Here is a 21,968-nt window from a genome sequence, read left to right as displayed (position 1 = left end):
AATCACTTTTCATAATTTTTCAATTTTTCAATCTTTCAATTCTTCAATTTTATTTATTTACAAAATCCTTCACCAATTGATGTGCTTCTTCCAAAGCCACAGGCAAATCATAGTTTTTAATAATCACATCAAATTGAGGAGCGGTTGCTAGTTCGACCGAAGCTTTTGCAATTCTCATATTGATTTTGTCATCACTTTCGGTAGAGCGTTCTTTTAGTCTTCTTTTGAGTTCATCGACACTTGGCGGTTTTACAAAAACGGCTAAAGTTTCTTCGGGGAATTTTGATTTAATTCGCAATCCTCCGGCAACGTCAATGTCAAAAATCACATTTTTGCCCAAAGCCCAAATACGTTCCACTTCACTTTTTAAGGTGCCGTAGAAATTGTCACGATAGACTTCTTCCCATTCCACAAAATCTTCGGCCTTGATGTGGTTTTTAAAATCTTTCAAAGACATGAAATAATAATCCTTGCCGTTTATTTCTTCACCGCGTGGTTCACGAGTTGCTGCGGATATGGAAAATTCAAGATTCAAATCTTCCTGTCCTAATAAATGTCTTACTATAGTGGTTTTTCCAGACCCCGATGGCGCCGAGAATACGATTAATTTTCCTTTATTCATCCCCTCCTAGCCTCCCCGAAGGGGAGGAATTTTTAAGTTAATTGATAATTATTGCCTCCTAATATAGTTTCCCCCTTCGGGGGTTAGGGGGATTACAATACGTTTAGAACCTGCTCTTTAATTTTCTCCAATTCATCCTTCATCATCACGACTAATTTTTGCATTTGTGCGTGGTTCGATTTGGATCCCATCGTGTTGATTTCGCGTCCCATTTCCTGAGTGATAAAGCCTAGTTTTCTGCCGTTGGCTTCTGTTCCGGTGATGGTTTCAAGGAAGTAATCGAGATGATTGGTCAATCGCACTTTTTCCTCGGTGATGTCCAGTTTTTCAAGATAATAAATCAATTCCTGCTCAAAACGGTTTTCATCCACATTCACTTTCAATTCAGAAATTGCGGTTTGTAAACGGTCTTTTATTGCTTGAACACGTTCCGGATCCAGTTCCAAAGCTTCGTTCATAAACTGACGAATATTGCCAATTCGCAATTGAAATTCATTTTCCAGAGATTGCCCTTCCGCTTTTCTGAAATTCAGGATATTTTGCAACGCTTCTTCAACTACAGTTTGGATTTGAGCCCATTCATTTTCGTCTATTTCCTCACGTTCAATTTTCATGGTATCAGGCATGCGCACCGCCATTTTCATCAATTCGGTTTCATCGGCATCGCTATATATTTCCCTCAATTGGCTGATATAGGCTTTTACGATAGGCACATTTACCTTGGTCGAAGTCTGCTCTGCGGTACTTTCGACAAAAACAGAAAAGTCCACTTTGCCTCTTTCCAGTTTCACAGCGATTTGGTTGCGTAAACCCAATTCCATTTCGCGGTAAAGAGCAGGCATTCGTACATTTAAATCTAAACCTTTACTGTTTAAAGATTTTACTTCTACTGTAATTTTTTTGGTTGGCAATTGCAAAGTAGCTTTACCAAATCCAGTCATCGATTGTATCATATAGTTGTATAAAAGTGTTCAAAGATAAGAAAAAAGAGGAAAGCCTTAAGCATTCAGTGTTTCCGCAAAAACAATTTTTAACCTAAGTTCGATTATTAATTTTTTGGAGCAGAAAGATTTGGTATTTTAGGAGAGATGGGTCCCGCTTTTCGTTGCAATCTTGTATGCCGAACCCCGGCACACAAGGATTTCCACTTCAATCGGGGCTAAAGAGAGCGATTTGCTTGGCCTTTTCACAATCGTTTAATGCCATTAAGTTAAGCACTGTATTTTCTCGAGAAGACGGAAAGGCGCAAAGTTCACAGCTGATTTCTTTACGTCTTAGCGACTTTGCGAGAGCTATATTTAGAAAAAGCTTATCAAGAAATCCTTAACTTAATGACATTCCGCTATCGACCGGGTAGCTTTTTCCATCATCCCAAAAGGAAAAATTACAATAATAGATTTGCCAAAAAATTATCCCAAAACTTTCATTACCTGATGAATATTTTGTTGACTGTTGCCAATGTATATTTTGTCATTGATGATAAAAACAGGGCGGCTTAGAAAAGTATAATGTTCCAGAATATATTTTTTATAATCATCTTCCGTAAGGGATTTGTTTTTTAAATCCATCGATTTATACAATTGTGCTTTTCTGCTGAAAAGCGACTCGTAGCTTCCCGAAAGTTTGTGCATTTCCTCCAGTTCTTCAATACTGATTGGGTTTTGCTTGATGTCGTGAAAAACCAAATCGTGGTTTTGAGGCAACGATTTTATTATTTTTCGGCAAGTGTCGCAGGAAGCGAGATAGTATATTTTGTTCATTTTTTTTCGATTTTCTAATTGCAAAGGAAAACATTTGATAGGTAAAAATGTTTAATTTTATACAAAAATTAAAATTATGCAAGATACATTTGAAGTTGCCAGAACAGGAAGAAGAATGCTGAATTCTTATTTTGAAAATTACACATTGGAACAATTGAATAAAATTCCGGAAGGATTCAACAATAGCTTATTTTGGAATATCGCGCACGTCGTGGTGACACAACAATTATTGGTTTATAAATTAGCAGGATTGCCAATGGCGGTTTCTGATGAATTGGTCGAAAAATACCGAAAAGGAACAAAACCCGAAAAAGACGCCACCCAGGAAGAGGTAGATTTGATAAAATCATTAGTGTTTTCAACCGTTGATCAATTGGAAGCTGATTATAACAATGGCGCTTTTGCAAACTATCAAGAATATCCAACTTCGACAGGATTTATTTTGAAAAGCGCAAAAGGAGCGATTAATTTCAATAATTTTCACGAAGGTTTACATCTTGGAGTTCTGATGAGCATCAGAAAGTATGTTTAATCATTCAGGAAAATAATAATGATTATCCGTTAGTGAGACCAATCCAAAATTTTAAAAAACAAAGTTGTTTTTTCTTTTAAAACCATTAAGAAATTAAGGTTCATTAAGATTAAAAACTTAATTTCTTAATGGTTAAAAAATAGAATTCTTTTTTGTAAGCTTTGCGGACAGTCATATAAATAATTAAAAAAGTAAACGATGAAATTCAATACCAAAGTAATTCACGGAGGGCAGCATCACGACCCAAGTACCGGGGCTGTAATGCCGGCAGTTTATCAAACATCGACCTTTGTGCAGACGAGTCCGGGGAAACCGCTGAATCCGGAGTATGAATACAGCAGAGCGTCAAACCCTACGCGAACAGCTTTGGAAAACGCTTTGGCCAGTATCGAAAACGGAACGCGCGGATTGGCTTTTTCATCGGGACTTGCGGCTACAGATTGTATTTTAAGATCCTTTAAAGCAGGTGACGAAATCATCGCCATGGACGATTTATACGGTGGAACGTATCGTATGTTTACCCGTATTTATAAAGATTCGGGGATTAAATTTCATTTTGTAGACATGAATGATTTAGACAATTTCAAGTCGGTTATAAATGAAAACACAAAATTAGTTTGGGTCGAAACCCCAACAAACCCTTTAATGAAATTGGCAGATATTGAAGAAATTGCCAAAATTACCAAAGCCAATAATATCCTCTTTGCTGTGGACAACACTTTTGCAACACCATATTTACAAAAGCCATTAGATTTAGGTGCCGATATTGTGATGCACTCGGCTACCAAATATTTGGGAGGACATTCAGATGTAATTGCGGGGGCTTTAATTGTAAAAGACGAAGCTTTGGGAAAACAATTGCATTTTCAGCAATTTGCTACAGGGGCAACTTTGGGGCCAATGGACAGCTTTTTGGTATTAAGAGGAATAAAAACCCTGCATTTGAGAGTGCAAAGACATTGCGAAAATGGCGCCAAAGTAGTAGAATTTTTGAGCAATCATCCAAAAATAAAAATCGTTTACTATCCAGGTTTGCCCAATCATCCGTATCACGAAATTGCCAAAAAACAAATGAGCGGTTTTGGTGGGATGGTTTCTTTTACATTTATTTCGGGAAAAAAAGAGGAAGCAATACAATTTTTAGAAAAACTGAAAGTATTTACATTGGCAGAATCGCTGGGAGGAGTAGAGTCGCTGGCGAATCATCCTGCGTTAATGACACATGCCTCTATTCCAGAAGATAAACGAAAAGAAGTCGGGATTACCGATGATTTGGTTCGGCTGAGTGTAGGAATAGAAGATGCCGAAGATTTAATAGCCGATTTGCAACAGGCATTGGCATAAAAAAACTCCCAGCTTAAACGAGTTGGGAGTTTTTTTGAATTTTTTAATTGTCCAAATAAATAACATAACCTAGTCCAATAAAAGTAAGCCAGTCATTATTCTTGTTTTCTTTGAATAAATCTTTCTTGGGGTTAAGACCATCAACCCAATCTGAGGTAAAAAATTGTGCCCTAATATCCAAAACAAGATCGGTCAATGGTGTTAATTTATATCGAGTTCCAATATTCAATGTCGCCGAAAATACGGTTTTGCTTTCATTGGAATATCCGTTAGGATGCCCATTCGATGGAATCAAGTATTTGAGAGGAGTAGTAAGTGAAGTTCCAATTTCTCCCATGGTTGACCAAGCTTTGGCATCATAATAACTAAATTGGGGACCAATAGAAACATAAGGGGCAAAACTACCTATTTCTCTTTCAAAGTCATGTAGGTTTTTAAGGCTGTATTCAAGCTGACAACCTACGTTAAATAATTGGGTTGATCCTCTCATTGCCTGGAGTTGTTTTGAGGTCAAACTGGTTTTTCCAACCCATTCTCCATAGTGTTGCATCTTGGTTTTGCTATAGGATAGCTCAGACCTCACTTTGAAATGCTCTTTAAAATATTCATTCAAATTATCAAAATAGGAAAAACCTGCATAGTGAACAAGCGCAATTCCAAACCCCATATTATTAATGTTACTTTTGGTTTCGCCTCGCTGTCCATAGTCGGATCTCATTTCTGATACTCCTGCTATAATACCAATATCATTTGTAACCTTAGGTTGCGCAAAAGAACAATGGGGTAAAATTATAAGTAGCAATATAGCTACTATTTTAAGTTTGGTCATAGGTTGGGGGATTTTCTAAAAAACAAAGATATAAAAACTAGCAGTACAGAGAATTGTAATATTAAAATAAAAATAAGCAGGAATATTATTTCAATATTTGTCAATACTATATCGATTTCGTAAATACATTAAGCAATATGTTAGATTCTTTATAAATAACCAATAAAAAGATAATTTTGTTATAATTGAATGTCAAAAAAGTTAAAATGTTTTTAGAACCTGTATCTTTGTAAGACTAACGGAAACGTTTTTTGAACGTTTATAATTTAATAATCATGTCACAAAGCATTGCAGATTTTATAGAATTGGTTGCAAAAAAAAACCCCAATGAACCAGAATTTCTTCAAGCAGTTACCGAAGTAGCAGAAACAGTAATTCCATTCATTGAAGAAAATAAAAAATACCAAAACAAAAAGATTTTGGAAAGAATGGTCGAGTCAGATCGTATCATTATGTTCCGTGTAGTTTGGGTAGATGACAAAGGAGAAACTCAAGTAAATAGAGGATACCGTATCCAAATGAATTCGGCTATCGGACCTTACAAAGGAGGGATTCGTTTTCATCCATCCGTAAATTTAAGTATATTGAAGTTCCTGGCTTTCGAACAAACCTTCAAAAACAGTTTGACTACACTGCCAATGGGTGGTGGAAAAGGAGGATCTGATTTTGATCCAAAAGGAAAATCAGACAACGAAGTAATGCGTTTTTGTCAATCTTTTATGACCGAATTATCAAAACACATTGGTGCTGATACTGATGTACCCGCAGGAGATATTGGAGTTGGAGCCAGAGAAGTAGGATATATGTTTGGCCAATACAAAAGACTAGCCAACGAATTTACTGGAGTTTTGACAGGTAAAGGAATATCTTTTGGAGGTTCATTAATCCGTCCGGAAGCTACAGGATATGGCGATGTATATTTTGCACAAAGTATGTTGGCGACAAGAGGAGAAAGCTTTACAGGAAAAATTGTGGCAATTTCCGGATCTGGGAATGTAGCGCAATATGCCGCCGAAAAAGTAATTCAGTTGGGTGGTAAAGTAGTGACATTATCTGATTCTGCAGGTTATATCTATGATGCCGACGGAATTGATACAGCCAAATTGGCTCACGTAATGGAAATCAAAAACGAGTTGAGAGGAAGAATTAGCGATTATGTTGCAAAATATCCAAACGCAAAATACTTTGAAGGAAAGCGTCCATGGGAAGTAAAATGTGATGTTGCCTTGCCTTGTGCGACCCAAAACGAATTGAACGAGGAAGAAGCCAAATTGCTTGTGGGCAACGGATGTGTTTGTGTTGCCGAAGGAGCAAACATGCCATCTACGCCAGAAGCTATTCATGTTTTCCAAAAAGCTAAAATTTTATTCGCTCCGGGAAAAGCTTCGAATGCTGGAGGAGTTGCGACTTCAGGGCTTGAAATGTCTCAAAACTCATTGCGTTTAAGCTGGACTTCTGAAGAAGTGGACGAAAGATTGAAAATGATTATGAAAGATATTCATGCTTCCTGTGTGAAATATGGAACCGATGCAACCGGTTATGTAGACTACGTAAGAGGAGCCAATATCGCAGGATTTGTAAAAGTAGCCGATGCGATGCTTGCGCAAGGAGTGGTGTAAAGATTGCAGACCCGAGCGATAGCGAATTGGCGAAGCAATTCAGATTTTAGATTTGAATCAATAAATAAAGTGAATGCCTTTTTTCTGTAAAGATTGAAGGCATTTTTTTGTTGTAAAGGTTATCGAAAATTTGCAATTTTATTTTTTTTACCACGGTTTAGTGTAATGAAAAAATTTGCGAATTTGCGGTAAAAAATATTTTTTGTAAACTTTACAGATTATCAGACGCAATTAAAACAAAATCACAATAAATGGAATACCAATTTAGAAAAGCTGAAATTACTGAAATCCCACAAATTTGGGACATTTTGCAATCGGCTATAAAAAGGAGAAAAGAAGACGGAAGTGACCAATGGCAGGACGGTTATCCAAACCCCGAAGTGGTGAAAAAAGACATTGAAAAAGAGGCAGGATTTGTTTTGACCGAGGGAGAAAACATAGTTGGTTATTGTTCAATTTTGATTAATGACGAACCAGAATATGCAAAAATTGAAGGCAATTGGTTAACCAATGATGATTTTGTGGTGTTTCATCGTGTGGCTATTTCTGAACAATATTTGGGAAAAGGCTGTGCGAAAATAATGATGGGATTCATTGAGGATTTTGCACGAAAAAATAATATCTACAGCGTAAAAGCAGACACGAATTTTGACAATTTTGCAATGAAGAATATTTTTGAAAAATTGGGTTATGAGTTCTGCGGTCATGTGTATTTCAGAGGAGGTCAAAGAAAAGCGTATGAGAAAGTGTTGCAAAAATCTAAAATCTAAAATCAGCAATCTAAAATCTCTTTTCCTTTGTGCTATATTTGTGGATCAAAACCGATTCGATGCGAAAAAGGCTTGTATACCTACTTTTTTTATTTTTGTTGCAATTTACTTTTGCTCAAACGAATATGTCTTGGCAGGGTTATTTTTCTTTCACACAAATCAAAGCCGTTTCCGAATCGCCTTCGACAATTTTTACCGCTTCCGAAAATGCATTGTTTTCCAAAAATGTAACTACAGGCATTATCAAAACAACCACTACAATTGATGGGCTTTCGGGTGAAACCATTACAGCGCTTTATTACAGTCCAACTTTCAATAAGACGATTGTAGGTTATCAAAACGGATTATTGATTGTCATCAACCAAGCCGATGGCTCGATGCTCAAAGTGGTTGATATCATCAATAAAAATTTGCCAAACAATAGTAAACGAATCAATAATTTAATAGAGTTTGGCGGAATCCTATATGTTTCCACCGATTTTGGGATCGTACAGTTCAATTTGTCTTCTTCAAAGTTTGGTGATACCTACTTTATAGGCGATAACGGAGCAGAAATCAGAGTGTCACAAACGGCAATTTATAACGGATTTATCTATGCCGCGACTTCTAGCGGAATTCGGAAAGGCGATATAAGCAATCCTAATTTAATCGATTTCAATCAATGGCAAGTCAATGCTGTGGGTGATTGGTCTGGCATCACGGCTTTTGGGGCCGATTTGTATGCTGTAAATACTTCGGGTTATGTTCACAAATACGATTTGGGTTCCAATACTTTTAACGGTTTTTTACCTTTGGCGGAAGCCGTAACAAATTTTCGTTCAACCAAAGATTATCTCATTATAACAACAGCCAATACCGTTTTTATTTATAACAAACAAATGGCTTTGCAGCGTCAAATAAACAGAAATCAGGTTCCGAATATCAATTCTGCTTTTAGCTGTGCAACTATAATTCAGGATTCTATTTACATTGGTACCGTTGCAAATGGATTGATTGTTACTTCGTTTTCCAACGCTTCAACTTATGAAAATATAACTCCAATTGGTCCTTCTCGAAATAGTGTTTTCGCCATCCAAGCCACACCTAGTCAACTTTGGGCGGTTTATGGCGATTATGATATTTACTATAATCCGTATCCGTTGGATGATTTTGGGATCAGTAAATTTTCGTCTTCCGGTTGGTTGAATATTCCTTTTGAAAAGGTTTTTGGAGCCAAATCGATGTCTCGAATTACCATTAATCCAACCAATGAAAAGGATGTGTATGCGAGTTCTTTTTTTTCGGGTTTATTGAAAATTGAAAGCGATGTACCAACAATTTTATACAATCAAACCAACAGCAGTTTGGAATCGTTGAGCATCAGTCCGCCAGATCCCAATTATATCGACATTAGAATAAACGGAACGGCTTTTGATAAATCCGGAAATTTGTGGATAACGAATTGTAGGGTTGTCAATGGCTTAAAAATGCTAAGTCCCAACGGACAATGGAAAAGTTATGCGATGGACAAAATACTTTCGGCTCCATCCGAAAATGATTTTGGAACGATGGTTATTGATAAATACGGAACCAAGTGGATGGCGACCAGTAAAAACGGAGTAATAGGATTTAACGAAAATAGCAATACATTCAAAAAAATTACTTTTGGAGAAAATCAGGGGAATTTACCCATTCAGGATGTTCGAACGGTTGCGGTAGATAATAAGAACCAACTTTGGATAGGGACAACCAAAGGGTTGCGTGTTTTGTCTAATGTGAATGACTTTCAGACCGAGAGCCAGTTGACCTCGGAAAATATTGTTATAATGGAAGATGGCTTGGCGCAGGAATTACTTTTTGAGCAATTTATAACTGATATTGAAGTGGATGGTGCCAATAATAAATGGATAGGAACGGCAGATGCAGGAGTATTTATGGTCTCGCCAAATGGTCAGGAAACGAAGTATCATTTTACAACAGCCAATTCACCGCTGCCGAGTGACGTGGTAAACGATATTAGCATCAACAGCAGTACGGGTGAAGTTTTTATAGCGACATCCAAAGGGTTGATATCGTTTAAAGGAATTGCAACATCGGCGAGTGAAAACTTAAATAATGTCTATGTTTATCCCAATCCCGTTCGGCCAGAATACATTGGAACGGTAAAAATAAACGGACTGCTCGACAAAGCCAATGTAAAAATAACAGATGTGTCTGGGAATTTGGTTTACGAAGCCATATCCGACGGCGGAACAATAGAATGGGATACTACGGCTTTTGGTAAATACAAAGTGGCATCGGGAGTGTACATTATTTTTGTTTCGGCTCAAGATGGAACAGAAACCAAAGTCAAAAAAGTGATGATTATACGTTGAATTGTTTAATCGGTTAATTGTTTAACCGATTAAACAATTAACCGATTAAACAATTAAAATGCTAGTTAAAACCAAAGCCATCGTAATTTCGGCATTAAAATTTCAGGAGAAAAGCTTGATTGTAAAATGTTTTACATTATCAAGTGGCTTGAAATCGTACTTTGTTCGTGATGCTTTTTCGTCCCGAAAAGCGAGCCAGAAAATGGCTTATTTTCAGCCTTTGACGATTATCGAAATTGAAGCGGTACATAAAAACAAAGGAACTTTGGAAAACTTCAAAGAAGTAAAAATTTCGTCCCCTTTTCATTCTATCCATTCGGATATTTTCAAAAGCACGATTGTTTTGTTTCTTTCCGAAATTCTGTATCATTCGATACATGAAGAAGAAAAAAATGAAGCTTTGTTTACCTTTCTGGAAACAGCTTTGCATTGGCTCGACCAACATGATGAAATTTCCAATTTTCATTTGATTCTAATGTTGGAAACCACAAAATACCTTGGTTTTTACCCCGATATTTCGGATATGGATATGCCTTTTTTTGAAATGGTTGAAGGTGTTTTTACTCCCTTTCATGCCATTAGTTCATTGACAGAACACGAAACGCAGTTGTTTAAAAAACTGATTCAGATGAAACTCGATAACGGCCAAAAAACATTTCATGTTATTGAAAGACAAATACTTCTCAAAATTCTAATCGATTATTACAGTTTCCATCTCGACGGTTTCAAAAGACCAAAATCATTGGATGTTTTGAAGGAAGTGTTTTCTTAAGTAAATCAAATAATTTCAATTTCCTTTTAACCTGTGTTTGATTAATTAAACATGGATATGTATTGCTTCTTTCCTAAAATTTTTCCTGTTAATGGAATTTGACATGATATTTTTTGTAGAACTAATATTACTTTTTTTGAAGACATTATACTACAGCTCATTAATTATTTAGGCCATAATATTGTCGAGACCTGGTTAATTTGCATTTAACCAGCATTTTGAACCAAAAATCAAAAAAAATGAAAAAAATGAAATTATCAATACTGTTGTGTCTATTTGTTGTCATATCAGTGTTTTCGCAAAGAAGTTATGATGAAGTTATTAAGACTGATGGCAAAATTCAGGATTTAGTGCAAAATGAGATTACTGGAGTTATTGTATTCAAAGGGGAAGGAAAAATTAGCGGAATAAATCCTGAAACCAAGAAAATAATTTGGACACTGACCAAAGAGGATTACGGTAATGCATCGACAATGGAGCTTTTGGACGATGCTGATTTAGACAAGATGTTTAAAGAAAAAAAAGCATTAAAAAGTGTACCGAATAGCCCTTATGTGGAAGTCAACATCAATTCCAAATTCCTAATCGTTAATACCGATACAGGGAAAATAGTTTATAATTCCTCCAAAGAACCTTTTTGGGTTATACAATCTGATTTTCTTCCTGAGACCAATGAATATTTGCTTACATTAAAGGAGAAAGGGAATATGAATATTGCCTTAATTGATTTGGTATCAGGAAATATCAAATGGAAAACTTCTGTTGATAAAGCAAAATCCATATTTAGTTTTTCTCTAAAGGATGTTGGTAATGTAAATAAAGCTCAGGTAAATGGTGCTACAATTTATTACTTACTTTACGGGAAACTGTATTCTTTCAATAGAGATTCTGGGAAATTAAACTGGAAATCCGAGGAAGATTATACAAAATTTTTTCCAACGCAAAACGATAATAATGTTGTTGTGATTAATTCAACTGGAACTTTTTCGACAAAGGATTATTTAAATGTTTTAAGTACAGAAACAGGGAAAAGCATCTGGAAAGAGTCAATAAAAACAAAAAGTATTGTTTATCTTGAAGATTGGGGGACTAAGTTGTTGATTGCCCATTTCAGTGGCTTTAATTTCTTTGACCTTAAGACAGGTGAAAAAATATGGAAAAAAGATGCTCGCGGTGATGGATTGAAAAAAGTCATACCTATTGATAAAGATTTTTTATATGTAGCCGAAAATGAAATGATGCTGATTAACAAAGACGGGGAAAAACTTTGGAAAAACTTTATTGAAATCGCTGATGACAAAGCAGACCCAATTTTTTATTTAGGAAAAGTTCGAGAAAAAGTAATGTATCTTACAGGGACTTATGGCAATATGGTGGATTACAAATCCGGTAAAAAATTATGGAAACGCAATATCAAATTTGATAAAGACCGTCCGGTATTGCCAACTTATGATGAGTCGACCAATTCATATTTAGTATATAATGACGAAAAGCTTTACAAGTTTAATCCTTCAATAGATGATAAACCAGAGCCATTTGCCAAAGTAGACATTAAAAGAGAGAAAGAATTAAACAGCATAGAAATGTTCCCTTGGGGAGTTTCCCTTTCTGGACCAGTTGAGGTAATGGGAGTTGGGCTTGATGGTTCTGTAAAATACCATCTTACTTACAGCCAACCAGGAGAAACAGGGAGACAACTTCTAAAAGGTGTCGCCACAGCAGGTAGTATTGCTCTGAGTGCAGCTTCGGCAGTGACTGGAATTCAGGGTTCTGAATGGACTATGACTACGCGTGATGAAGATGGTAACGTAACATCCTCTGTTGTTAAACAAAAAGACAAAGCGAAACTTAATCAGTCTGGTGCTGCTGCCGAAGGCGCTGCTGCAATGGCAATGGTAGCTGCAAAGTTTGGCTCTCGTTTTAATGCAATGAAGCAAAATAGAGATTTTTCGTATATTTTTGCAAAAGCAGAAACCGGTGAAAAAATGTTGGTAAAAGTTAGAAAGTCCGACGGTGTTGAAGTTGATAAATTAGTTTTTAAAAACAATCACCCGATTTATGAAATTGACCCAGCTACACAAAACATATTTTATGTACTGGATGATTCAATTGAAATTTTTAATAAAAAATAAAAATTTAAGAGCCATCAAAATTCACATTGATGGCTTTTTTTTTTGAAAATTTTACAAAAAACATTTATCCACCCCTTTTTAATATTTCTATTTCTCCATCGTTTTACGAACGAATACAACTACAATTCGTCACATGCAAAAACTCAATAACTCATAACTCATAATTCATAACTATTTCTTACTTTCGCACCACGATTTAGAAAAGGATAAAATGAGTACAAAATTTACTGAATACAAAGGACTTGACTTGCCAACAGTGGCGTCAGAAGTGCTGAATTTTTGGAAAGAAAAAAACATTTTTGAGAAAAGTGTAACCACTCGCGAAGGAAATGAGCCTTACGTGTTTTTTGAAGGGCCGCCTTCGGCCAATGGATTGCCTGGAATTCACCACGTAATGGCACGTGCGATTAAGGATATTTTTTGCAGATATAAAACCCAAAAAGGATTCCAAGTAAAGCGTAAAGCCGGTTGGGATACCCACGGATTGCCTGTGGAATTGGGTACCGAAAAAGAATTGGGGATTACCAAAGAAGATATTGGGAAAAAAATAACCGTAGAAGAGTATAACGAAGCCTGTAAAAAAACAGTAATGCGTTATACCGATGTATGGAATGACTTGACCGAAAAAATGGGATATTGGGTAGATATGGAAGATCCGTATGTGACCTACAAATCCAAATATATGGAAACGGTTTGGTGGTTGTTGAAACAAATCTACAACAAAGATTTGATGTACAAAGGCTACACCATTCAGCCGTATTCTCCAAAAGCGGGAACAGGTTTGTCTTCACACGAAGTCAACCAACCGGGAAGTTATAGAGACGTTACCGATACTACGATTGTGGCGCAATTCAAAGTACTTGAAGATCAAAAAGAATCGGTTTTTAATACTTTTTACAATTATATAAGTTCCAATAATTTAAAACATTATAAGCTTGAAAGATTGGATTTGGACGAAATCCATTTCCTCGCCTGGACGACTACTCCTTGGACATTGCCAAGTAATACTGCCTTGACAGTTGGACCAAGAATCGAATACGTTTTGGTAAAAACATTCAATCAATATACTTTCCGTCCTTCCAATGTGATTTTGGCTAAAAACTTAGTTGGAAAACAATTCGGAAAAGGATTTTTTGAAAGCAACGATCCATCCGATTTTGAGAATTTCAAAGAAGGAGACAAAAAAATACCATTCCACATTCTTGCGGAATGCAAAGGTTCTGATTTGGTAGGAATCCGTTATGAGCAATTATTGCCTTTTGCATTGCCTTATCAAAATCCGGAAAATGCGTTTAGAGTAATTTCTGGAGATTTTGTTACTACCGAAGACGGTACAGGAATCGTGCATACAGCGCCCACTTTTGGTGCCGATGATGCCAAAGTAGCCAAAGAAGCTACGCCTGAAGTTCCGCCAATGTTAGTTTTGGACGAAAATGGAACCCCAGTTCCTTTGGTGGATTTGCAAGGAAAATTCACTTCTCACATGGGTGAATTTGGGGGTAAATACGTTAAAAATGAATACTATAACGATGGTGAAGCACCGGAACGTTCTGTAGATGTCGAGCTTGCCATTCGTTTAAAAGAAGAAAATAAAGCCTTTAAGGTTGAAAAATACGTGCACAGTTATCCACATTGCTGGAGAACAGACAAACCGATTTTGTACTATCCGCTGGATTCTTGGTTTATAAAAATAACGGAGGTTAGAGACCGTATGTTTGATTTGAACGAAAGTATCAACTGGAAACCAAAAGCAACCGGAGAAGGACGTTTTGGGAATTGGTTGAAAAATGCCAACGACTGGAACTTATCCCGTTCAAGATATTGGGGAATTCCGTTGCCAATTTGGAGATCCGAAGACAAACAGGAAGAAATCCTGATTGGTTCTGTAGAAGAATTGTACAACGAAATTGAAAAATCTGTTGCTGCCGGTTTTCAAACAAATAATCCTTTCAAAGGTTTTGAAATTGGAAATATGGCTGAATCCAATTATGATTTAGTCGATTTACATAAAAATGTAGTGGATGGAATTACGTTGGTTTCGCAATCAGGAAAACCTATGAAACGTGAAAGCGATTTGATAGACGTTTGGTTTGATTCGGGTGCGATGCCTTATGCACAATGGCATTATCCATTTGAAAACAAAGAATTAATAGATAATAATCAATCGTTTCCGGCTGATTTTATTGCTGAAGGTGTGGATCAAACCCGCGGATGGTTTTACACTTTGCATGCAATCGGAACTTTGGTTTTTGATAATATTGCGTATAAAAATGTAGTTTCTAACGGATTAGTATTGGACAAAAACGGACAAAAAATGTCCAAACGTCTTGGGAATGCTGTAGATCCGTTTGAGACTTTAAAAGAATATGGCCCAGATGCTACGCGTTGGTATATGATTGCCAATGCGAATCCTTGGGATAACCTGAAGTTTGATATTGAAGGAGTGGCTGAGGTAAGGCGAAAGTTCTTAGGAACACTTTATAATACGTATTCGTTCTTTAGTTTGTATGCCAATATTGATGGATTTAAGTTTGTTGAAGCTGAGGTTCCTTTGGATGAAAGACCAGAAATAGACCGTTGGATTTTATCAGAATTGCATACATTAATCAAATTGGTAGATGAAGCTTATGCTGATTATGAGCCTACGAAAGCAGCTCGTGCAATATCCGAATTTGTTCAGGAAAACCTAAGTAACTGGTACGTGCGTTTATGTCGTCGTCGTTTTTGGAAAGGCGATTATGCACAGGATAAAATCGCAGCTTATCAAACACTTTATACCTGTTTGCTTACTATCAGTAAATTGAGTGCGCCTATCGCTCCGTTCTTTATGGACGCGCTATACAGAGACTTGACAAGGGCTACACAAACTGAAAATTTTGAGTCTGTACATTTGGCTCAATTCCCAATTTCAGTTGAAAAGTATGTTAATAAAATGTTAGAGAGTAAAATGCAGAAAGCGCAGACTATCTCTTCTCTCGTTTTATCACTTAGAAAAAAGGAGATGATTAAGGTGCGTCAACCGCTGCAAAAGGTAATGATTCCGGTACTTGACGCGAATCAGAAGCTCGAAATCGAGGCTGTTTCTGATCTAATAAAAGCCGAAGTAAATGTGAAAGAAATCGTACTTTTGGATGATGCTTCCGGTATTTTGATTAAGCAAATTAAGCCAAATTTTAAGTCTTTAGGCCCGCGTTTTGGAAAAGATATGGGATTGATTTCCAAGGAAATACAAGGTTTGTCTGCAGAACAAATCTCACAATTTGACAAAGAAGGCTCCTTAACTGTTGTAATTGCTGGAAAAAGTGTAATTTTATCTTTAGAAGATGTAGAAATATCATCACAAGATATTGAGGGATGGTTGGTTGCAAATTCAAACGGAATAACAGTGGCCCTGGATATTACAATTACTCCCGAGCTGAAACAAGAAGGAATCGCTAGGGAATTGGTAAATAGAATTCAGAATATCCGTAAAGATACCGGTTTTGAGGTTACGGATAAAGTTAAAGTTCATTTGCAAAATAATGATACTTTGAAGCTGGCAGTTAAAGCCAATGAAAGCTATATAAAATCAGAAACATTGACAGAAGTACTTGTTTTTGAGGAAAATATAGAAAATGGCACGGATATTGATTTTGATGGAATAACGACAAAAATAACAATTACAAAAAATTAGTATTATGGTAGATGAAGTTGCAAGATACTCTGACTCTGATTTAGCAGAGTTCAGGGAAATCATTCAGAATAAAATCGTAAAAGCTCAAGCTGATTTGGATTTGATTAAAAGCGCCTACATGAATGACCTTAACAACGGTACGGATGATACTTCCCCCACGTTTAAAGCATTTGAAGAAGGTAGTGAAATTATGTCAAAAGAAGCCAATTCACAACTTGCAATACGTCAAGAAAAGTTTATACGAGATTTGAAGAGTGCATTGTTCAGAGTAGAAAATAAAACATACGGAGTTTGTAGAATCACCGGTAAATTAATCGGAAAAGAAAGATTAAAAATTGTTCCTCATGCCACAATGAGCATCGAGGCCAAAAACTTACAAAGATAAATGTCCTACGAGACAATAATTAACGCTCCATTTGGGGCGTTTTTTTTGGTTAATTTATTACTTTTACGCCTTTAAAAATTTAAAAATGTCATTATTCAAAGCGTACTTTCTAATTGTTCTTATATTGTTGGTAGATCAGGTGTCTAAAATATATGTAAAAACAAATTTCATTTTAGGCGAAGAGGTTCACGTATTCAATTGGTTTCAAATTCATTTTATAGAAAATGAAGGAATGGCCTGGGGAACCAAAATACCGGGAGCTTATGGTAAATTAATTTTAACTGTTTTTCGACTTTTTGCAGTAACAGGAATTGGTTATTGGTTGTGGGATGCTGTAGAAAGAAAGAAAAGTTCCAATTATCTGATTGTAGCGATCGCTTTGATATTGGCGGGGGCATTTGGAAACATTATTGATTCTGTGTTTTACGGAGTAATTTTTAATGACAGTCATCAACAATTGGCGACATTATTTTCGGACACTCCTTATGGAACTTGGTTAAACGGGCAAGTGGTCGATATGTTCTATTTTCCATTTATAAAAGATTATCCTATGCCGGAATGGATTCCTTATTTTGGCGGACGCAATTTTACGTTTTTCAATGCGATTTTCAATGTTGCCGATGTTGCCATTTCAACAGGAGTTGGGATTTTAATTGTATTCAACAAAAAAGCGTTTCATAAATAGTATTCGTTTTTGTAGAAAAATATAAGGGATGACTTTTTTAAAAGTCAGCCCTTTTTTGATTATTTATTGTGACCAGGTGCATAATTTTTGGCGCTTTTTTCACCGGTTATTTTTTTTGCTTGTCCAGGCGGAAGCGGTTTTGCTTTGACTGTGGTATGATTTGTTCCTACTCTAACAGCGCAGTTTGTCAATGTAAAAGTAAAAAGTATAATTGTAATTTGAGTAATAAGTCTTTTGTTTTTAAGTATTTCCATGATTTAATTGTAGGTTTATAAATGCAAAAGTACCACTTATAAACTAGAACGCATAAATTATATCGGGACTAATACAATAATCGAGAATAACATCACTTTCAAAAACATCCGAAATGAGTTCTTCGGGTTCAAAGAATGACAAACCAATTTTGATGGTTTCGGGTTTACATTGCGAGAGGAATTTATCATAAAAACCCTTGCCGTAACCCACACGGTTTCCTTTTTTGTCAAAAGCCAAAAGCGGAACAAAAACCACATCGATTTTTGTAGCCGGAACTTCGAGTCCATCAATAGGTTCAGGAATGTTGTATTCGTTTTTCCTTATTTTGGTATTGTCCGTCAACAGAAAATGAGTCATGTTTCTAGTCTCAAAATCACTTTTTGAAACTACAATTTCCTTATCTTTTCCCGATAACAGGTGAAGAATAAACTCGGTATTGACTTCTTTATGTTCTTCTATTGGCAAAAAAACATGGAAATAGGTTTTGTCCCAAAGTGGAAGTTTCAGAATGTTATTGGCAATAGCCAAACTCTTTTCTTCAATTTCAATTTCGGAGAGTTCGTTGCGTAATGTTTTATACTTCGTCCGTAATGTTTTTTTCAACATAAAGTGATGCTTTTAGATCGGTTATAAAAGTACTCAAATGATCTACTTCTACATGATCCATAATCACAATTTTGTACCATGAATTATCACCATTGTGTTTTTGGGGAACCAAATCAAATTTTTTGACCAATTTTTCATTTATGTACTGAGCCTGAATTGTAACAATATTCATAAACGGATCTCTAAAATAGGCTACTTTCAATTTGTCCAATTCATCACACAACCATTGTGTTCTCATTTGCAATATGCGTACTTTTTCGGACCAGCCAAAAGGACCGTAAGTAAACAAAATCATCCATACCGCTACAGCATTAGAGCCGGATCTGCTGCCACAAAGAGTTAAATCCATTCCTTCCACATATTCGGCTTCTTTGGTCAGAACGTTTTCTATTAAACCTTTTCGGCAAAGAAAAATACCCGTGCCATAAGGAGCTTGCAACATTTTGTGCGCATCTATAGTTATGGAACTAATTTTTGGATTTTCAAAATTAAGTTCAGAATGCTCGTTGCTAAAAGGATAGATAAAGCCGCCATAAGCACCATCCAGGTGTATTTTATAAATCAGGTTATGTTCTTCTAAAATTTGAATATAATCATTGGGATTGTCGATGGAACCAAACATCGTCGTTCCCACATTGGAGATGACTATGAAATATTTTTTTCCTCTCTTTTTGGCTTTAAGGATAATGTTTTCTAACTGAAAAGTATCTATTTCCCGGGTATGAAAATCAACAGGAACTTTCAGCAAGTCGAGCATAAGTATATTGGCAGCTTTTGGGACAGAATAATGCGTGTCCTCGGAGGCTAAGATGGCTATGTCATAAGGGTTTGCACCCATTTTGTAACTGAAATAATTACGGTACATCCAAATAGCCTGAATATTGGCTTCGGTTCCGCCGGGAGAAATATATCCGTCGTATGATTTGGGTTTTGCTTTAAAAAAATCGACGGCCAATACATCCAGAACTTCTCGTTCTATTTCCTGAGTTCCCTTAAAAGCTTTTTCCGAAGCACCCAAAGTATGACAGCCGATATGATTTGGATTGGCTACATAGGTTTTCAAAGTGGGAGCATCGGCCAGAAAAGAAACTTCTTCATTATACACTTTGCTGTCTAGTTTTGAAGCGGGATAGCCCAAAGAGGTATCCAAGGTGAAATTAACATTTTCCTCCAAGGCGCTCTCAATTCGGGTTTGTCTTTCTTTTTGGGACAACTTTTTCCAGTACAACATAGTCTTATTTTTTAATCAAAAATAAGCATGTTAGAGTTTTGAAAACATGATAATAGTCAGTTTTACTCGCTGTCTTCTTCGGCCGTGTTCGAAAGATGATAAATGGCATCTCCTTGATACACAATGGGTGAGTGGTTTGCATTGAGAACATAACCGTCGTTTGGCGCTTTGATTTTTCGTTCAAATTTCCCAAAAGGATCAGTTATCATGCCCAATGTTCTTCCTTTTTTTACAAATGTTCCAACTAGATTATTATCGATTAATAAGCCGGAACATTTGGCTCGAAGCCAACCCGATTTTTCAATATAAATGGTTGGTTTTTTTTGTGAAGGAGCGTATTGTTTGGAATCCAGCATATCCAGATGTTTCAAAAGGCGTTTGACACCGTTGATACCTTCCTGAGCCACTTCGTGATTGATGTCCAATGATTTTCCTCCTTCAAAAAGAAGCATTTTTACTTTCATTTTTTCGCTCGAACTCCTGAAAGAGCCTGCAATGTTTTTTGAAAACAAAGTAAATGGAGCATTAAAAGCATCGGCTAATATTTTTACCTCGGGATTATTTGGCGTAAGCCTGATTTGGGGAGCATTAAATCGGCCGGCTCCACCTGCATGAAAATCTACGGCATAATCCACCAGCGGCATGATGTCGGTAAGGATGTGATAGGCAAACCGGCTTGCCAATGAACCCGTTTTGCTTCCCGGGAACACACGGTTCAAATCTCTTCCATCAGGAAAATCCCTTGACCTGTTGATAAAACCATAGATGTTGATGATGGGAATACAGATGATAGTTCCTTTTTTGGGCTTGTTTATTTTTTTGGTGATGATTTGCCTTACGATTTCGATTCCATTAAATTCGTCTCCATGTATTCCTCCCGAAAAGAGCACAACCGGCCCTTCAATTTTGGATCTTTTTATAATAATCGGAATGGTTAATTTGGTGGTGGAATGTAATCGGGCAATTTCCAGCTGAATAGTTTTACTTTCTCCAGGCAAAACACTTTCTCCAAAAATCACTAAAGGTTTTGTGTCTTTCATCTTTATAAAATATAAAGCATAAATATAGAAATTATTTATTTGGTATAAATTAAGATGGCGACTTATTCGGGCTAAATTGAATTCGAAGAAAAATCCACGTTTTCTTTATGGCAAAATTGCTGTATCGTTTTAAAAATTGCTTATTACTTCAAACTCTTTGGTTTTATCTTTTTTATCAGATACCGATTTTAAAAACAGTTCCAATTCATTAGTCAATGGCAATTGATTTTGATTCGTCCAAAACTCTTTAGAATAAGGGAATTTTGCTCTGAAAATATCTTTGTTGACTGCAAAATTGGAGTTTATTTTTTCGTTTATAGGACGGTTGGTAACAAAAAAGTCCATAGTGAAATCAAAATTAAAAGGATTTTCGGAGATTTTGTACACTATTATATCTACTTGATTATCAATTTTTACATTGCTTTGATAATATTTGTTTGACTTTGAGTCTTTGGTAAATTGGACAAATTTTTCCAATTTGGTTGTTCTGTATTTTCCTCTAGAAACGGTTTTATAAGGAACTTTTTCAGGGTCTTCAATGAATGATAAGGAGTATTCAACTATCGCATAATCTTTACGATTAATAATGAAATAGCCTCTCTGGATTTGTCCTGATTGATCTTTTTCATTGTACTCAAATAATATTTTCTTAAAATCGCTGTCATTAAAAGGTGTTTCTGTAAAACTGCATTTGTCAATTTGTGGAAGCCCATTGGATAATAAGCCATCAAAATCTGGAAATCCGAAATTGATTTTGTCGTTTTTTTCAAAAAAGCTCGTTTTTCTCATATTCAAAATCTCAATAGTTAAGTTCTTTTTTTGACCTTTGATTTGATTTTTCCGAGCATAAATATCTTGTAAAAGAATGTTGACCTTGTCTTTTTTAAATACGTTTCTTAGAAAAAAGTCTATTGTGTAATTTTGAAGGAGATTATCTTGAAATTTGTCATACACTTTTTTCATGTATGGACCAGCATTGCCCACAACAACTTCCCGCAATTGTGTTGCTTTACTTTCCATAAAAACAGTATCCTTTTCAGTCTTTAATCTGTCAAAAGTTGTCTTTATTGGTTCATAGCCTAATAGATTAAGGTTGATTTCATTTTTTTTGGAAACAAAAACAAATTTTCCCTCAGCATTTGTGGTAGAGAAGTCACTTTCATTAAAAATGGTTACATTTTCCAAGGGAATTTTAGTGTTTTTATCAACTACTATTTTACTAATTTGGAAGTTCTGTGAATATGAAAATCCACAGATAAAAAACAATTGTAATATTACTATATGTTTCATGTTTTTTTTATTACTGTTGCATCAAATGATGTTATACTGTAAATATATAAATTTTAACTTGTAAAAAAA

At 35.8% G+C, this 21,968-nt stretch carries 19 protein-coding genes; 10 read left to right on the top strand and 9 right to left on the bottom strand.

Annotated features, from left to right (window positions below; translation table 11 throughout):
• Nucleotides 1-49: 49 nt before the first annotated feature.
• The 3 genes from gmk to EM308_RS03365 form a co-directional block, all read right to left on the bottom strand.
• Nucleotides 50-622 (bottom strand): guanylate kinase, encoded by a 573-nt coding sequence (gmk, locus tag EM308_RS03375; RefSeq protein WP_035636332.1) that lies wholly within the window; start codon nt 620-622, stop codon nt 50-52.
• Nucleotides 623-714: 92 nt separating this feature from the next.
• Nucleotides 715-1,575 (bottom strand): YicC/YloC family endoribonuclease, encoded by an 861-nt coding sequence (locus EM308_RS03370; protein WP_035636330.1) that lies wholly within the window; start codon nt 1,573-1,575, stop codon nt 715-717.
• A gap of 456 nt (nt 1,576-2,031) precedes the next feature.
• On the bottom strand, nt 2,032-2,382 hold the full coding sequence (locus tag EM308_RS03365) for an arsenate reductase family protein (RefSeq protein WP_035636328.1): 351 nt from the start codon (nt 2,380-2,382) through the stop codon (nt 2,032-2,034).
• Between the two features lie 76 nt (nt 2,383-2,458).
• On the opposite strand from EM308_RS03365, the gene EM308_RS03360 reads away from it, so the two are divergent.
• Nucleotides 2,459-2,914 (top strand): DinB family protein, encoded by a 456-nt coding sequence (locus EM308_RS03360; RefSeq protein ID WP_035636326.1) that lies wholly within the window; start codon nt 2,459-2,461, stop codon nt 2,912-2,914.
• Between the two features lie 198 nt (nt 2,915-3,112).
• The gene (locus EM308_RS03355; RefSeq protein WP_035636324.1) at nt 3,113-4,258 is read left to right on the top strand and encodes a cystathionine gamma-synthase; all 1,146 of its coding nucleotides are present in this window, start codon (nt 3,113-3,115) and stop codon (nt 4,256-4,258) included.
• 43 nt (nt 4,259-4,301) lie between these two features.
• Here the strand turns inward: EM308_RS03355 and EM308_RS03350 are convergent, their stop codons facing one another.
• Complete coding sequence (locus tag EM308_RS03350) at nt 4,302-5,087, bottom strand: THC0290_0291 family protein (protein WP_035636322.1); 786 nt, start codon at nt 5,085-5,087, stop codon at nt 4,302-4,304.
• Between the two features lie 275 nt (nt 5,088-5,362).
• Between EM308_RS03350 and gdhA the strand changes: the two genes are divergently transcribed.
• The 8 genes from gdhA to EM308_RS03310 all read left to right on the top strand — a co-directional run bounded on the left by gdhA (nt 5,363) and on the right by EM308_RS03310 (nt 17,477).
• The gene (gene gdhA / locus EM308_RS03345; protein WP_035636319.1) at nt 5,363-6,706 is read left to right on the top strand and encodes an NADP-specific glutamate dehydrogenase; all 1,344 of its coding nucleotides are present in this window, start codon (nt 5,363-5,365) and stop codon (nt 6,704-6,706) included.
• Between the two features lie 251 nt (nt 6,707-6,957).
• Entirely contained in the window at nt 6,958-7,476 is a 519-nt protein-coding gene (locus EM308_RS03340; RefSeq protein ID WP_051877738.1) for a GNAT family N-acetyltransferase, read from the top strand.
• Nucleotides 7,477-7,535: 59 nt separating this feature from the next.
• The gene (gene porZ, locus EM308_RS03335) at nt 7,536-9,830 is read left to right on the top strand and encodes a type IX secretion system anionic LPS delivery protein PorZ (protein ID WP_035636317.1); all 2,295 of its coding nucleotides are present in this window, start codon (nt 7,536-7,538) and stop codon (nt 9,828-9,830) included.
• Nucleotides 9,831-9,888: 58 nt separating this feature from the next.
• Entirely contained in the window at nt 9,889-10,602 is a 714-nt protein-coding gene (gene recO / locus EM308_RS03330) for a DNA repair protein RecO (protein ID WP_035636314.1), read from the top strand.
• A 248-nt stretch (nt 10,603-10,850) separates the two neighbouring features.
• Nucleotides 10,851-12,734 carry an outer membrane protein assembly factor BamB family protein gene (locus EM308_RS03325; RefSeq protein ID WP_231560002.1) on the top strand — a complete coding sequence of 628 codons (1,884 nt, stop codon included), beginning with the start codon at nt 10,851-10,853 and terminating at the stop codon, nt 12,732-12,734.
• Between the two features lie 211 nt (nt 12,735-12,945).
• Complete coding sequence (ileS, locus tag EM308_RS03320; RefSeq protein WP_035636307.1) at nt 12,946-16,407, top strand: isoleucine--tRNA ligase; 3,462 nt, start codon at nt 12,946-12,948, stop codon at nt 16,405-16,407.
• Between the two features lie 4 nt (nt 16,408-16,411).
• Nucleotides 16,412-16,792 (top strand): TraR/DksA family transcriptional regulator, encoded by a 381-nt coding sequence (locus tag EM308_RS03315; protein WP_035636304.1) that lies wholly within the window; start codon nt 16,412-16,414, stop codon nt 16,790-16,792.
• A gap of 85 nt (nt 16,793-16,877) precedes the next feature.
• Nucleotides 16,878-17,477 (top strand): lipoprotein signal peptidase, encoded by a 600-nt coding sequence (locus tag EM308_RS03310; RefSeq protein ID WP_035636300.1) that lies wholly within the window; start codon nt 16,878-16,880, stop codon nt 17,475-17,477.
• 59 nt (nt 17,478-17,536) lie between these two features.
• Here the strand turns inward: EM308_RS03310 and EM308_RS03305 are convergent, their stop codons facing one another.
• The 5 genes from EM308_RS03305 to EM308_RS03285 form a co-directional block, all read right to left on the bottom strand.
• Nucleotides 17,537-17,731, bottom strand: coding sequence for a hypothetical protein (locus EM308_RS03305; RefSeq protein ID WP_035636297.1), 195 nt, complete (start codon nt 17,729-17,731; stop codon nt 17,537-17,539).
• 43 nt (nt 17,732-17,774) lie between these two features.
• On the bottom strand, nt 17,775-18,338 hold the full coding sequence (locus EM308_RS03300) for a 5-formyltetrahydrofolate cyclo-ligase (RefSeq protein ID WP_035636418.1): 564 nt from the start codon (nt 18,336-18,338) through the stop codon (nt 17,775-17,777).
• The gene (locus EM308_RS03295; protein WP_035636294.1) at nt 18,307-19,569 is read right to left on the bottom strand and encodes a pyridoxal phosphate-dependent decarboxylase family protein; all 1,263 of its coding nucleotides are present in this window, start codon (nt 19,567-19,569) and stop codon (nt 18,307-18,309) included. Before EM308_RS03295 ends, EM308_RS03300 begins: the two co-directional genes overlap by 32 nt.
• A 62-nt stretch (nt 19,570-19,631) precedes the next feature.
• Nucleotides 19,632-20,609 (bottom strand): succinylglutamate desuccinylase/aspartoacylase family protein, encoded by a 978-nt coding sequence (locus tag EM308_RS03290; RefSeq protein WP_035636291.1) that lies wholly within the window; start codon nt 20,607-20,609, stop codon nt 19,632-19,634.
• A 129-nt stretch (nt 20,610-20,738) separates the two neighbouring features.
• Nucleotides 20,739-21,899, bottom strand: coding sequence for a peptidase associated/transthyretin-like domain-containing protein (locus EM308_RS03285; RefSeq protein ID WP_035636288.1), 1,161 nt, complete (start codon nt 21,897-21,899; stop codon nt 20,739-20,741).
• Nucleotides 21,900-21,968: the final 69 nt, after the last annotated feature.

Origin of the sequence: Flavobacterium gilvum, assembly GCF_001761465.1 — a bacterium.
Lineage (GTDB): Bacteria > Bacteroidota > Bacteroidia > Flavobacteriales > Flavobacteriaceae > Flavobacterium > Flavobacterium gilvum.
This window is presented reverse-complemented; position numbering and strand designations above follow the sequence as displayed.

Bases quoted from the DNA above. Each gene is read 5' to 3' on its own strand.
- recO (WP_035636314.1), top strand. From the start codon at position 9,889: ATGCTAGTTAAAACCAAAGCCATCGTAATTTCGGCATTAAAATTTCAG.
- porZ (WP_035636317.1), top strand. From the start codon at position 7,536: ATGCGAAAAAGGCTTGTATACCTACTTTTTTTATTTTTGTTGCAATTT.
- EM308_RS03355 (WP_035636324.1), top strand. From the start codon at position 3,113: ATGAAATTCAATACCAAAGTAATTCACGGAGGGCAGCATCACGACCCA.
- gmk (WP_035636332.1), bottom strand. From the start codon at position 622: ATGAATAAAGGAAAATTAATCGTATTCTCGGCGCCATCGGGGTCTGGA.
- EM308_RS03290 (WP_035636291.1), bottom strand. From the start codon at position 20,609: ATGAAAGACACAAAACCTTTAGTGATTTTTGGAGAAAGTGTTTTGCCT.
- EM308_RS03300 (WP_035636418.1), bottom strand. From the start codon at position 18,338: ATGTTGAAAAAAACATTACGGACGAAGTATAAAACATTACGCAACGAA.
- EM308_RS03285 (WP_035636288.1), bottom strand. From the start codon at position 21,899: ATGAAACATATAGTAATATTACAATTGTTTTTTATCTGTGGATTTTCA.
- ileS (WP_035636307.1), top strand. From the start codon at position 12,946: ATGAGTACAAAATTTACTGAATACAAAGGACTTGACTTGCCAACAGTG.
- EM308_RS03315 (WP_035636304.1), top strand. From the start codon at position 16,412: ATGGTAGATGAAGTTGCAAGATACTCTGACTCTGATTTAGCAGAGTTC.
- EM308_RS03325 (WP_231560002.1), top strand. From the start codon at position 10,851: ATGAAATTATCAATACTGTTGTGTCTATTTGTTGTCATATCAGTGTTT.
- EM308_RS03350 (WP_035636322.1), bottom strand. From the start codon at position 5,087: ATGACCAAACTTAAAATAGTAGCTATATTGCTACTTATAATTTTACCC.
- EM308_RS03340 (WP_051877738.1), top strand. From the start codon at position 6,958: ATGGAATACCAATTTAGAAAAGCTGAAATTACTGAAATCCCACAAATT.
- EM308_RS03365 (WP_035636328.1), bottom strand. From the start codon at position 2,382: ATGAACAAAATATACTATCTCGCTTCCTGCGACACTTGCCGAAAAATA.
- EM308_RS03305 (WP_035636297.1), bottom strand. From the start codon at position 17,731: ATGGAAATACTTAAAAACAAAAGACTTATTACTCAAATTACAATTATA.
- EM308_RS03310 (WP_035636300.1), top strand. From the start codon at position 16,878: ATGTCATTATTCAAAGCGTACTTTCTAATTGTTCTTATATTGTTGGTA.
- gdhA (WP_035636319.1), top strand. From the start codon at position 5,363: ATGTCACAAAGCATTGCAGATTTTATAGAATTGGTTGCAAAAAAAAAC.
- EM308_RS03295 (WP_035636294.1), bottom strand. From the start codon at position 19,569: ATGTTGTACTGGAAAAAGTTGTCCCAAAAAGAAAGACAAACCCGAATT.
- EM308_RS03360 (WP_035636326.1), top strand. From the start codon at position 2,459: ATGCAAGATACATTTGAAGTTGCCAGAACAGGAAGAAGAATGCTGAAT.
- EM308_RS03370 (WP_035636330.1), bottom strand. From the start codon at position 1,575: ATGATACAATCGATGACTGGATTTGGTAAAGCTACTTTGCAATTGCCA.